Consider the following 13,734-nt stretch of genomic DNA (forward strand, 5'->3'; position numbering starts at 1 on the left):
CGCTTTTTATTATACTTCAATTCATTATATGTTCGGCTAGCGCAAATGTAAGATAAACTAGGCAGTCCCTTAACAAATCCCCTTTTTAAGCTTTTACAAGTTCCAGAACTCGATCCGGATCGAATCCCAAAACCCATTGACCGTTAATATTTGTTTGTGGAACTCCCATTTGCCCAGTTGTTTCCACTAATTTTTGTGCTGCTATAGGATCTGCTTGAACATTCACTTCCGTGAACTCCATTTCATTTTGTTTCAGGAAACTTTTCATCATGTCGCAATATGGACATGTGTTGGTTGAATAAACAGTAATTTGTGGTTTCATTTTGTATACCTCCGATATTATGCTTTTTTATAAGCAACATAATTGCCAGTTAAATGTTTAATATTTTCGCTTGTCTTGCTAATTTATCATAAAAAATGAGATTGAAAATACATTTACTTTCCCTCCAGTTTTTATGAAAATCCACATTTTATTTACAATATACTACTAGGGGTCTACAAGTTCAAATAATTAGTATTCACAATGTTTCCCACAAAAAAAACGTCTCTACACATAAGTGTAAAGACGTTTTGTTAATCATCCTGTCTTTTTCCTCGTTCCATCATACGTGTCGCGTACCAAAATCCGATTGTCAATGATAATGCATCAACAATAAATAACAGCCATGTATGCGTATACCCGACATAGACGGAGGCGGTTATAAGAGCTACGGTTAAAATTAAAGCAACGATATGTGAAAATGTGATTCTTGTAAACAGTACGACGAGCAGTCCTGGTAAAAATAATGCAAATAGTATTTTTGTAAACATTGATTCCATTATTGCTCTCCTATCTTACAACCAATAAACCGAGTCGATGATGATCGTGACGATAAATAACATGTTGTCTTAATCTGACTTCACCTTGATGATCCAATACTTCAAGTCGGCAATGTGCAGCATTTATTTGAATCGCTTCATATAATTCCCGTTCATTCGTGACCATCTGCCCGTTAACCCTGCGGATACATTCTCCAATAACAAGTCCCATCTTATCCGCTGGAGATTCCGGTAATACGCCTGCAATCATCACACCTGAATCTTGTGGAGAAACGGCGTAATTTCCTTGTCTTTCCTTTATGGCAAAATACATCCATACCCCTATTCTTGCAAAAGCACCTAGAGCTAAACTAATAGCCGCGACAATTGGTAGCCAATAAGCAATGAGTGATAAACCTATTGTGGCCACCCCAACGATGATGACGGCTTTACCTAACTTCGGATATAAATTCACAGGGAGTGTCCTGCGTGCTTTTTGCTGGAACCCGATTACAATTGGAAATAACACAAAAGCAAACGTTTCATTTCCAAGTGTAAATTGTGGCCAATAAGTCATGAAATCCGGTACTACACTTCCAGGTACAATGCCCAATACAGGCAACAACCACAGTCGTTTTGATAAATAACTGGCAGATGTCAAACCACGTGCCGATTTTTCCAATATAGGAGATGCCGATTCAGCACCTGTTTTTCGGATTAGCAACCCCTCTGCAATTACCGCTGCCCCCATTAACAGACTGACAGGCAAAGACAGTTCAATCCAATTGCGATCCCCGACCCATTCGAAATTCAAAATTGAAAAACTAGTATTCATTTCATAGCCAATCCACAATGCGCAAGTTGCAAGCGCTGCAGAAATGACGGGCGATCCAATCTGATACATAAAAAGTACGACAATAATCGCACTGATCAAACTGAACGTTACCACCCAATCTGTCGTAAGCGTCAGACCAATACCTGTACTGAGTAAGGATAAAATCAGTGCATACATCCATATATCCGTGAACATTCTCTTAACCTCTGTCCAACCCCAAAGAATCCGTGTACGGAATGAACGTCGTTCCCTCTTTACGCGTACGTATCCTAGAAGCACCGCAAAACAGATTGCCACATAAAATAATGGATTAATAAAAAATTTTCCGATTCCCTTAATCAATTCTAGTCCAATTTCTTGCCACATTTACGAATCACCACCCAATCAACGGTTCGTGCATTTCTTTCCATTGTAACAAACCGTTGATGGAATGCGTATAGGTTTTTTCTACTTTTGAATAGAGTGGAATAAATAGCCTAGAGACATTTGAAGCTGATTATCATGTTTCTTGCTTGATTTATAGGTCATAATGGTCTCTCTGACTTCTTTATAAAAAACGATATCCATTTTCGCTTCTGCCTTGAGTTTCTTTTGTTCCTTGAAAGATTTCACGGCTCTTGCTGTATCTTCATCGAAATAGCCATCGACTCTTGTAACAGGGAATCCTAATGCCTTCAGTACCTTTTGGCCATACTGTACATCTACATTAAAATCTCCTACTTGATAAGTTCCACTCATCGGAAGGGGTTCGAGCTGGTAAAGTTCGCTTGCTTTCACTTCAAAATCCGCCTTAATCCCAGTTCCATGAATCCACTGCTGTTTAGGTGTTAACCATTTGTGCGAAGATAACTTCATTTCTCCCCCATTTGTTAACTCCCATGTTTCTTGCACGGTGCCTTTTCCAAAACTCTTGGAACCGGCGATTAGTGCCCGTTGGTTGGATTTTAAAGCACCACTCAACACTTCACTTGCAGAGGCGCTACCTTCGTTCTGTAATAATACAATCGGAATCTTTTTCATAACTTTTGTATAGTCATCTTCATTTGTTGATTTTACGGCCAATGGCTCGAGTGCACCTTTTGAATCTTGCATGTAAGCAAAGATTTGCCCGCTTTTCAACATGGTGCCAATTACTTGTTCTACACTATGTAAATATCCTCCTGGATTACCACGCACGTCTATCAATAATCCATCAATTCCCTGTGTTACGAGTGTGCGGGTTTGCGTTTCCCATTCTTCTGCTGTTTTTTCTCCAAACACGGAGATGCTTACATAGCCAATCGAAGAACTATCTTGTTCAATTATCTCACTAGTCACCGTTTGTATCTGAAGTGCGGATCTGGTCATCTTTAATTCCACATGTCGATCTTCCGTTTCTCTGAAGACCGTTAATGAGACATTGGTTCCTTTTTTTCCTTTTATGGCCGACAGCAAATCAGCTAAGCTTTTTCCCTCTACTCGCTTCCCATCTACTCTTACAATTTCGTCATACGGTTTAACTCCTGCTTTTTCAGCAGGTGATTCTTTCATCGGTGTCACAACTATAAATCGACCTTTATTTTCTACAATCTCCAGCCCTATTCCCACGCGTTCGTCCGATAAGGATTCACGGTGAGCCTTTGCTTCCTCTTTGGTCATGTATTTGCTATAAGGATCTCCAAGTGTATCTGCCATTCCCCGTAATGCACCTTCAATCAATTGTTTCCCCTCGACGGGATGAACAGAACTTGCCAAGATACGTTCATAAGCCTGATCTATCGGTGACAGTTGGCTGATTGGTACACTTGCCACCTTGTCCTTTTTAAAAGGCGCCCAAAAAATGAGGAATAGAAGAATCAAAATCACTAAAAAACCAAACAAAAAAACCCTGCTTCGTCTCAAAAAATCGCCCCCTACTTTCTTCGTTTCAGTGTATGAACGAATAGGTGACGATAGGACAAGAATAAGCCAGATTTATTTTTATTGGCTATGTTATTTTTCAAGGTTGATTTTAAGAAAGAAGGAATCTGTGCCCCTTCCACGGACGAACTGGCAAGCCTCCTCGGGCCAACAGGATGTTGGTCACGAAGGCGTTGACACAAAATTGTATTTTGCGACGAGTAACCGCAGGAGCAGTCCTATTCTTTGCGACGAGTAACCGCAGGAGCAGTACTTTTGAAAAATGAGACCCACAAGTATGTGTTTTTCATACTTGTGGGTCTCATGCGGAACGTGCGGCAAGCGCAAATGTACGATAAACATCCATACCTATTAACAGAGCATTTTTATTCTAAATTAGACACAAAATCTTTAATCATTTGGTCATCCATCGGTCCTACAATCTTGTTCTGAATGCGGCCTTTAGTATCAATCATATATGAAGTAGGTATAGTGATGGCTTCAAAGGTTTGACCAACGGCACCTTCAGTATCCATAGGAATCGGAAAAGTCAGCCCGTAGTCCCGTACAAAATCGTTCACTTTCTCTTCACTGTCTCCGCTTGTTAGATTGACAGCTAATATTTCCACATTTTCTTCTTCTGCGAAATCTTCATAGTAATTTTGCATATGAGGCATTTCGGCCTTACAAGGAGGACACCACGTCGCCCAGAAATTAACGATTACTTTTTTCCCTTGATAGTCAGAGAGCTTCACTTTTTTCCCATCAAGTGTTGTTAATTCAAAATCTGGTGCTGTATCGCCTTTATTCAATCCTTCGGATGCAGCAACACCTGTCATTTCGATACCTAATTGTTCATTTTCAAAGGACTTTGCCTCATCGATGTTATTTTTCACCATCGTCGCGATGACAATCGTTATAAGAACAGCAAGTATCACGAGTCCAAATACTTTTTTGGTCATTTGTTCTCCTCCATTTGTTGTTTATTCAATAATATAGAAACGGTAAAACCGCAAATCACGAATAGTACCGTGACCATCAGCGGACTTTGGAACACGCCTTCAGGCTGTAAAACGGCCGCAAGGATATGTGTAAATAAAAAGAGCGTAAGCAATTGTAATCTCCAAACATTTGATGCAAATGCTTTCTTCCAGGTTAAGGTAGTCATTCCAGTAAAAATAACAATTGTTATCAGTTTCTGCCAAATTTCCGCTTCATTCATAATAACCATAAGGAATTGATACAAAGATTGCAACAAAACGAACCCAATAAGCATCGCGCCAAACTCGCGTTCAGACAAACCTCTGCTTCTTATTTGCCATACTAAACGACTAAGTGCTATAACCAATGCAATGTAGAAGCCGGTTTCACCCCCATTGAAATAAAGAATCCCAAGTGGGTATTTAACAATCATATCAAAATCAGTAAACACTACACTAAATTTCCATACAATTAAAAAGAGTATTGCTGCATCCGAAAACCAATCTACTGTATCTTTCCCAAATTTCATCCTTAATACGATTCCCGTAATAAATAACGCCAAAAGTATTGCTATCCACGATGAAGGAATTGTTAGAGACTTGATAATAAACCAATCCGTTACCGGCAACACTTTTCAACTCCTCAAGACATTCCAAATATACCCTATATCGTATATCAAACTACTTAATATGTGGAGAAATATGCTTGTGAACGTCAATAAAAAAGCTCACACTCAGTTTACCTGAGAGTGAGCTCAATTGACTTACTTTAGAATGATACATAACGAATCGGATTGACCGCATTTGAACGTTCACTATTCCAAGGTCCTTCATGAACTTCAAAATGTAAATGAGGTCCAGTCGAACGACCAGTATTTCCCATTCTACCTATCATTTGTCCTTTAGAGACTGATTGACCTGAACTTACATTGTATCCACTTAAATGCGCGTAGACAGTCGTGAAAATTTGACCATTAATAGAATGTGTAACCATAATTACATTTCCGTATGTTCCCATTGGCCCTGCATGAGAAACAATGCCATCCGCTGCTGAGACAATCGGTGTACCGATGCTGTTTGCAATGTCACTGCCGTAATGGAATTCCGCGCCTGATCCGATATTACGACCACCGAAAGTGGAAGAGAAACGTCCTGCAGCAGGGCGTGTCCAATCACCAGAAGATACTACTGGTGGAGGTGTTCCATTTGAATTTGAAGAATTATGTTTATTGCGTTCAGCAGCATCTTTTTTCTTGCGTGCGATTTCAGCTTGACGTGCAACTTCGATTAATCTCTCTTGTTCAGCTACTATTTTACTCTCTACCGCTTTACTGATTTCGAGTGTTTCAGAATATTCTTTTTCAAGTGAATTCTTTTGTTGGATTAATTTTCCTTGTTCCGCTTCTAGTTGGTCTACTAATCTACCTTTTGAAGCTTTTTGGGAATCAAGATTTGATTTAAGACTTACTAATTTATCACGGCTTGTCTTTTGTTGAGCCAATTTTTCTTCAACCGAAGATTTCTGCGCTTCCAATGACTTTTTATCTGCAGCCTGTTCTTCCAAAATCTTGCGGTCTGCATCCATTAGCGTATTTACAGCTGAGAAACGGTCAATGAAATCTGAGAAACTGCTAGCTCCAAGTAACACATCAAGATAATTGACGGAACCGCCACTTTCCTGAACGGAGCGAAGACGCTCTTTAATTAACTCGTCACGATCAGCGATTTTCTTTTCTAAAACCGTAATACTTTCATGCAATTTTTCAATTTCTAAGTTCGTGCGTTTAATGTCTCCAAGCACACGATCTATTTCGCTATTTGTCTCAATAATTTTGCTATCGAGAGCTTGAATTTGAGCAAGCAATTTTTCTTGGTCCGATTGATTTTCTGAAATATCGCCTTTTTTCTGATTAATAGTCGAATTCAATTGTGATTTTTTATGATCCAATTGTTTCTGTTCATTTTTCAAATCGTTCAAGGAGTTAGCCAATGCATCCGCAGGTTGTGTCATAAATAATGAACACCCCAATACTGTTGCAATGGAAACTGCCATCCATTTAGATTGTTTCTTTCTCATGTTCTGCCCCTTTCAAGCTCGCGTTTAAACGCGTAAAAACTTACGTACTGACATAAAACTTCCCCACACACCAATGAAAATGCCCATCAATAAAATGAGGCCGTTAACTTGATACAAAAATGGAGTAAGTGGTAATAAATTAAACAATTCGCCTTTCAAATAAGGTTGAACAGCGTGATATAAGTTGTAATAAAGTAAAGTGACGAGAGTTATTGGCAATATTGCACCAAGGATTCCGATCCACATTCCTTCTAAAACGAACGGTATACGAACAAACCAATTTGACGCCCCTACCAGTTTCATAATTTCAATTTCACGTCGACGTGCAACAATTGTGATACGGATTGTATTCGAAATTAGGAACATCGCAGTAAATAGTAACGCTAGGATTAATACTAAACCTATATTTCTAGCAACATTCAGGAAACTGAATAGTTTCTCAATCTTTCCTTCACCATATTCGACAGAATAGGTGTTTTTAAGACGATCTATTCGTTGAGCAACTTTCTCAGTTTCCTGAGGGTTTTCAGCCTTCACGTAGTAGGCTGCACGAAGCGGGTTATTTTGATCGGACAATCCCATTGTCGCTCCGAAATCTTTTATTAAATCTTTTAATTCAGCTTCTTTTGTTGAATAGACGACTGTTGCAACACCATCTAATTCTTTAATATCTTTTTCTAATTGCGTTGCAGCTTTGTCATCTGCAGTAAGTTCAAGCAACACTTTTATTTCAACATCTTTTTCTAAATCATCAGCCACTTTACTTAAATTCATCATGATCATTACGAATACGCCGACAAGCAACAACGTGACAGTCACTGCACTGGCAGATGCAAAAGTCATCCAGCTATTTCGGCCGAGACTTTTAAAACTTTCACGGAAATGACGTCCTACAGTCCTAGCTTTCATAACCGTAGTCACCTCCGACTTCATCACGTACGACGAGTCCGCCTTCAACTGCAATTACTCGATGTTTGATTGTATTAACAATTTCTTTATTATGGGTGGCCATTATAATGGTTGTCCCACGACGATTGATTTCCTCGAACAAATTCATGATATCCCAAGAAGTTTCAGGATCTAAGTTTCCAGTTGGCTCGTCCGCAATCATCACTTTTGGGATGTTGACAATGGACCGGGCAATCGATACTCGCTGTTGTTCTCCACCAGACAGCTCAGTTGGGAACATACGAGCTTTATGTTTAAGCCCTACCAAATCCAAAACTTCCATAACACGTTTACGAATCACTTTTGGCGATTCTTCAATTACTTCTAAAGCAAATGCTACATTTTCAAAAACATTCAATCTCGGTAATAATTTAAAATCTTGAAAGACAACACCTATTTGTCTTCTTAAATATGGAACTTTTTTCGACTTCAATGTCGCCAAGTTTATGCCATTTACTAGTATATCTCCACTCGTAGGACGCTCTTCTCTGTACATCATTTTGATAAATGTAGATTTACCAGCCCCACTTGGACCTACAACATATACAAATTCACCTTGTTTGATTTCTACATTAATTCCGTTTGCAGCAACAATGCCGTTTGGATATTTTTTGTAGACATTTTTCATTGAAATCATATTTTTGTAACCACCTATGTTTTTTCCTAGCTGTTCGAAATTTTTTCCGACAAGCTCATTATATCAAGTTTGTCGACAAAATTTTATTACAGTACTATTACAAAATTTAGACAGAAACCTTGTGATACCTCCTCATTAGTTCTTTATCCCTAAAATTCAACACGATATTTCGACCTATTAAATACTAAAATTCGGCATTAGGTTCCTGAAATCCTCCTTTTAGTTCGACACTTTTTTGACAAAAACAAAGACCAATGACATAAACAGTCATTGGTCTTTGTTTATTACAAATTATTTTTTATTAGCCAACCATTCGGCAACTACTTCAGCTTCTGCGCCTTCAATAATGTTCGGAGGCATTTGACCACGGCCTTTTTGAATTACCTGTAAAATTTCCTCTTCAGTAAGGCGGGATCCCACATCTGTCAGATTTGGGAAGTTGCCTTGCCCTTCTAAATTACCACCGTGACAGCTTGTGCAATTACCCTGTACAATTTTTTCAGCATCCTGTGTATCAGTTACTTCTCCGCCATTTTCATCATTGGTTGGCGTCGGTTTTTCATCATTTCCACCACCACATGCGGCAAGCATTAGTGCAGAACCAAAAATAGCTGCAAGAAATTTTTTGTTCATCTTGTTCCCTCCCTCAAAATAGTTTATATATACTTTTTAAGTATACCTAAATTATGGACGTTTGAAACCCTCACCGAGTACTTCGTAGGCATCTGAAACAATGACAAATGCTGATGGATCAACCATTTTAACTAATTGTTTCAATTTCGTGAATTCGGTTTGATAAACCACAACAAGTAGCATTGGTCGTTCTTGTTCGGTATAGCCACCAACTGCCGGAAGCTTGGTTACACCACGATTTATTTCGGTATAAATAGCATCCCGTAATTCTTCCTGTTTATTCGTAATAATGTAAACCATTTTCGATTGGCTGAATCCAAGTTGAATAATATCAATGGTTTTGGTTGTCACAAATAGACCAATCAGAGCATATAATCCTTTTTCAATATCGAAAACTAGGGCTGCAGAAAGAACAATCAGTCCGTCAATCAGCATAACGCTAGTTCCAAGGGTAAATCCGGTGTACTTCGCTAAAATTTGAGCCGCTAAATCTGTTCCGCCAGTTGATGCATGTCCTCGGAAGACAATACCCAATCCAACTCCTACTGAAATCCCGCCAAATAGTGCCCCGAGTAACGGATTTAATGTTGCGGGTTCCCATCCTGCAGTTAGTAGGACAAACATGGGAAGCGTAAGTGTTCCGACTAGTGAACGTGCGCCGAATTGTTTACCAAGAAAAATTACTCCTGCAATAAATAAAGGAATATTAAATGCGTATTGCACATATCCTGGATTCCAATTGAACAATCCTTTTAAAATCGTACTGATTCCACTAACTCCGCCAGATGCCACTTCGTTCGGCAATAAGAAAACGTTAAAACCTACAGCGATAATAGCGGCACCGGCGATGATATACATATATTCTAAAACGGAAGCCAAAATAGGATGTGGCTCTACCCGTGTTTTTCTATTCATAAAATTTCCTTCTTTCTATTATGTCCATTTTTCCCTAATGAAGTATAGCAGAGGATATATAGTGTGTGAACTTCATCATGTTAAAGTGAGCCTGTATGAAAATTTTCTTTTCGTCGCAATTGTAATATATACGTTGATTTATCGTACATTTGCGCTGGCCGCATGTTCCGCATGAGCTAACAAGTATGAAAACCACCTACTTAATTGTTTTCCCTTAATTTTAGTAAGCTATGTATTATTTCTTTGTTGTTGTTTAGGGATATGGAGCAAAACAGCAAAAATTAACTGAGCTTTTTTATCCTTCGTAAGAGTTTACAGAACCATAAAAAAACGGACACCTCTGTAGGATGTCCGTTTTTGCCTTAATTCATTTTTGATCGCAAGTAGGAATTGATGAACAAATCGATATCGCCGTCCATTACACCTTGCACATTGCCACTTTCAGCATTTGTACGGTGATCTTTTACCATTGAATAAGGATGGAAGACATATGAACGAATTTGAGATCCCCAACCGATTTCCTTTTGCTCCCCTCGAATTTCGAGCATCTGAGCTTCTTGTTCTTCGATTTTCAATTGATACAATTTCGCTTTTAACATCGTCATTGCTTTTTCACGGTTCTTGATTTGAGAACGTTCTTGTTGACACGTAACGACTGCACCTGTAGGTAAATGAGTGATACGGACAGCGGAGTCAGTCGTATTGATATGCTGACCACCTGCACCACTGGCACGGTACGTATCGATTTTCAAATCTTCCGTACGAATGTCAATTTCGATTTCATCATTAAATTCAGGCATAACTTCACAGGATACGAAAGAAGTATGACGTCGGCCAGAAGAATCGAAAGGAGAAATTCGTACTAAACGATGAACCCCTTTTTCAGCTTTCAAATAGCCGTATGCATTGTGGCCTTTAAAGCCTAGTGTGACGGACTTAATTCCAGCTTCGTCACCAGGTAAATAATCGAGTGTCTCCACTTTGAAGCCACGCTTCTCGCCCCAACGTGTATACATGCGCAGTAGCATGGAGCCCCAATCTTGAGACTCCGTTCCTCCTGCTCCAGGATGAAGTTCAAGAATGGCATTGTTTTTATCATACGGTTCGCTCAGTAATAATTGCAGTTCAAAATCGCCCAATTTCGCAGTAAACTCTTTCATTTCACTGCTGAGTTCTTCTTGCAATTCCTCGTCAGGTTCTTCGCGTAACAATTCCAATGTCATTTCTAAGTTTTCCTGGGTATCAAGCAATTCGTTATATTCGTTCACAATTTCTTTTAATCCATTTGCTTCACCGATGACCACTTGCGCTGCTTGTTGATCATTCCAAAAGTCAGGCATCGACATATTTTCATCCAACTCAGCAATTCTTGCCTCTTTGTTTTCTAAGTCAAAGAGACCCCCTAAAGTCGGATAATTTTGAAGCTGTTCTGTCTAATTCATTACGTACATCTGATAATTCCATCATGTCTAAATTCCTCCGTTATCTTTCAACAGCACCATGGCAATTTTTGAATTTCTTGCCACTGCCGCATGGGCACATTTCATTTCTTCCTACTGAAGCTTCTGTACGAACTGGCTTTTTCTTGACAGATCCGCCTTCTTCTTTCGGATTAACCGCTTGGCCCTTCGCTACTTCTTCACGTTCCAGGTTATTGCGTATTTCTGCCTTCATGGCATATTTCGCAACATCATCCTGTACAGACTCAACCATCGCTTCGAACATCGCAAATCCTTCGTTTTGATACTCACGAAGTGGATCGATTTGTCCGTAAGCACGCAAGTGAATTCCTTGGCGCAGTTGATCCATCGCATCAATGTGATCAATCCATTTTGAATCAATTGAACGCAACAAGACAACTTTTTCAAATTCACGCATACGTTCAGGAGACATTTCCTCTTCTTTTTCATCATAGCGTTTGTAAACTTCCGCTTTAATAAATTCTGTGATTTCGTCCGCAGATTTACCTTCCAACTGCTCACGAGTTATGGCACCTTCAGATAGTAAATTTGCTTGAATTGTATCTTCCAGACCTTTATAGTTCCACTCTTCGTGCTTGTCTGAAGCAGTATGAGCTGCAACTGATCGTTCAATAACTTCGTCGATCATCGTTTCTACCAATCCACGCATGTTATCGGTTTCCAGCACTTCCAAACGTTCTTTATAAATGATTTCACGTTGTTGACGTAAAACATCATCATATTGAAGCAATCGTTTACGTGCATCAAAGTTATTTCCTTCGACACGTTTTTGTGCTGATTCAACCGCACGTGTCACCATTTTCGACTGGATTGGCTGAGAATCATCCATACCCAATCGAGACATCATAGCACGCATATTGTCCGAACCGAAACGGCGCATCAAATCATCTTCCATTGATAAATAGAACTGAGTCACACCAGGATCGCCTTGGCGTCCTGAGCGTCCACGAAGCTGATTGTCAATACGACGGGATTCATGTCGTTCTGTACCGATGACAGCTAATCCACCAACTTCGATGACACCTTCACCAAGTTTGATGTCTGTTCCACGTCCAGCCATGTTCGTAGCAATCGTTACAGATCCTTTATGGCCAGCAGTTGTGATGATTTCAGCTTCACGTTCATGATTTTTCGCATTCAGTACATTGTGGCGAATGCCATGTTTTGTCAACAAGTTCGAAATAATTTCAGAAGTTTCGATAGCCACTGTACCAACAAGAACTGGTTGACCAGCTTTGTGTCGTTGTGCAATATCTTCCGCTACGGCTTTATATTTACCTTCCATTGAAGCGTAAATTAAATCAGCACGATCATCACGTCCAATGACACGATTCGTTGGAATGGCAATGACATTCATATTGTATATATTGCGGAATTCTTCTTCTTCGGTTTTGGCTGTACCCGTCATCCCAGAAAGTTTTTCGTACATACGGAAATAGTTCTGGAATGTAATGGTTGCCATGGTCATCGATTCATTTTGAATCTCAAGGCCTTCTTTCGCTTCAATCGCTTGATGAAGTCCATCCGAATAACGGCGACCTTTCATCAGACGTCCTGTAAAGGAGTCAACAATTACGACGTTGCCTTCTTGAACCACATAATCTACATCGTTATGCATACTTGCATGTGCCTTCAAGGACTGGTTAATGGCATGGTTTAAGCGAACATGTGTTAAATCGAATAAATTGTCGATTCCAAACGCTTTTTCAACCTTTTCAATTCCTGCCTCTGTTAATACGACACCTTTAGTCGACTCATCATATGAAAAGTCTTCTTCCTTACGAAGTACACGGACAAGAGCATTTGATTGTTGGTAAAGTTGAGCAGATTTTGCTGCTTGTCCTGAAATAATCAATGGCGTACGTGCTTCATCAATTAAAATGGAATCGACTTCATCGATTACTGCATAATAGAGTGGTCGCTGAACATGTTCTTCTTTGTACAACACCATATTGTCACGTAAGTAGTCGAATCCAAGTTCGTTGTTTGTTGAATACGTAATATCAGCTGCATACGCTTCACGTTTCTCGTCCTTATTCAAACTGTTTAAATTCAATCCAACAGTTAATCCTAAGAAATTATACAACTGACCCATTTCGGCAGCATCACGGCTTGCTAAGTACTCATTGACCGTAACCACATGAACACCTTTTCCAGTGATGGCATTTAAATAAACAGCCATAGTGGACGTCAACGTCTTCCCTTCACCGGTTTTCATCTCTGAAATATTGCCTTCATGAAGTGCAGCCGCACCCATAATTTGAACGCGGAAAGGATACATACCAAGAACTCGTTTGGCTGCTTCCCGAACTACTGCGAATGCCTCCGCTTGAATTTCCGATAAATCGGAACCACTTTCCAATCGCCCTTTAAATTCATCAGTCTTAGCACGTAACTGATCATCAGTTAATGCTTCCATGTCTTTTGCAAACGCCTCTACTTGATCGGCAACTTTTTCTAATCTTTTTAAATCACGCTTATTTAAGTCAAATACTTTATTTAATACTCCAAGCATTTAAATTCACTTCCCATATAGTCTCAAGGTTTTTTTA

General features: G+C 39.5%; 13 protein-coding genes. All 13 read right to left on the minus strand.

What is annotated here, in order from left to right; genetic code table 11:
• Positions 1-85: 85 nt before the first annotated feature.
• The 13 genes from HMPREF1210_RS07525 to secA all read right to left on the minus strand — a co-directional run bounded on the left by HMPREF1210_RS07525 (position 86) and on the right by secA (position 13,697).
• The gene (locus HMPREF1210_RS07525; protein WP_016428047.1) at positions 86-322 is read right to left on the minus strand and encodes a glutaredoxin family protein; all 237 of its coding nucleotides are present in this window, start codon (positions 320-322) and stop codon (positions 86-88) included.
• 251 nt (positions 323-573) lie between these two features.
• A complete protein-coding gene (locus HMPREF1210_RS07530) occupies positions 574-819 on the minus strand; it encodes a CsbA family protein (protein ID WP_016428048.1) in 246 nt (81 codons plus the stop codon).
• A gap of 10 nt (positions 820-829) precedes the next feature.
• Positions 830-1,999 (minus strand): PDZ domain-containing protein, encoded by a 1,170-nt coding sequence (locus HMPREF1210_RS07535; protein WP_016428049.1) that lies wholly within the window; start codon positions 1,997-1,999, stop codon positions 830-832.
• 81 nt (positions 2,000-2,080) lie between these two features.
• Positions 2,081-3,514, minus strand: a complete 1,434-nt coding sequence (locus HMPREF1210_RS07540; RefSeq protein ID WP_036659439.1) for a S41 family peptidase — start codon at positions 3,512-3,514, stop codon at positions 2,081-2,083.
• A 383-nt stretch (positions 3,515-3,897) separates the two neighbouring features.
• Positions 3,898-4,473, minus strand: a complete 576-nt coding sequence (locus tag HMPREF1210_RS07545) for a redoxin domain-containing protein (protein ID WP_016428051.1) — start codon at positions 4,471-4,473, stop codon at positions 3,898-3,900.
• Positions 4,470-5,123: a hypothetical protein gene (locus tag HMPREF1210_RS07550; protein WP_016428052.1), complete on the minus strand. Its 654-nt coding sequence runs from the start codon at positions 5,121-5,123 to the stop codon at positions 4,470-4,472. Before HMPREF1210_RS07550 ends, HMPREF1210_RS07545 begins: the two co-directional genes overlap by 4 nt.
• A gap of 137 nt (positions 5,124-5,260) precedes the next feature.
• Positions 5,261-6,568: a murein hydrolase activator EnvC gene (locus HMPREF1210_RS07555; RefSeq protein WP_016428053.1), complete on the minus strand. Its 1,308-nt coding sequence runs from the start codon at positions 6,566-6,568 to the stop codon at positions 5,261-5,263.
• A 24-nt stretch (positions 6,569-6,592) separates the two neighbouring features.
• Entirely contained in the window at positions 6,593-7,477 is an 885-nt protein-coding gene (gene ftsX, locus HMPREF1210_RS07560; protein WP_016428054.1) for a permease-like cell division protein FtsX, read from the minus strand.
• Positions 7,467-8,153: a cell division ATP-binding protein FtsE gene (gene ftsE, locus HMPREF1210_RS07565; protein ID WP_016428055.1), complete on the minus strand. Its 687-nt coding sequence runs from the start codon at positions 8,151-8,153 to the stop codon at positions 7,467-7,469. The genes ftsX and ftsE overlap by 11 nt, the downstream gene beginning before the upstream one ends.
• 291 nt (positions 8,154-8,444) lie before the next feature.
• Positions 8,445-8,786, minus strand: coding sequence for a cytochrome c551 (gene cccB, locus HMPREF1210_RS07570; RefSeq protein WP_016428056.1), 342 nt, complete (start codon positions 8,784-8,786; stop codon positions 8,445-8,447).
• 51 nt (positions 8,787-8,837) lie between these two features.
• The gene (locus HMPREF1210_RS07575; RefSeq protein WP_016428057.1) at positions 8,838-9,701 is read right to left on the minus strand and encodes a YitT family protein; all 864 of its coding nucleotides are present in this window, start codon (positions 9,699-9,701) and stop codon (positions 8,838-8,840) included.
• A gap of 362 nt (positions 9,702-10,063) precedes the next feature.
• Positions 10,064-11,165 (minus strand): peptide chain release factor 2 gene (gene prfB, locus HMPREF1210_RS07580; protein WP_147640335.1). Its coding sequence is split into 2 segments (ribosomal slippage): positions 10,064-11,092 and positions 11,094-11,165, totalling 1,101 coding nucleotides; the frame shifts between segments, so codons are not numbered across the junction.
• A gap of 18 nt (positions 11,166-11,183) precedes the next feature.
• Entirely contained in the window at positions 11,184-13,697 is a 2,514-nt protein-coding gene (gene secA, locus HMPREF1210_RS07585) for a preprotein translocase subunit SecA (RefSeq protein WP_016428059.1), read from the minus strand.
• Positions 13,698-13,734 lie beyond the last annotated feature (37 nt).

This window comes from Paenisporosarcina sp. HGH0030, assembly GCF_000411295.1.
GTDB lineage: Bacteria > Bacillota > Bacilli > Bacillales_A > Planococcaceae > Paenisporosarcina.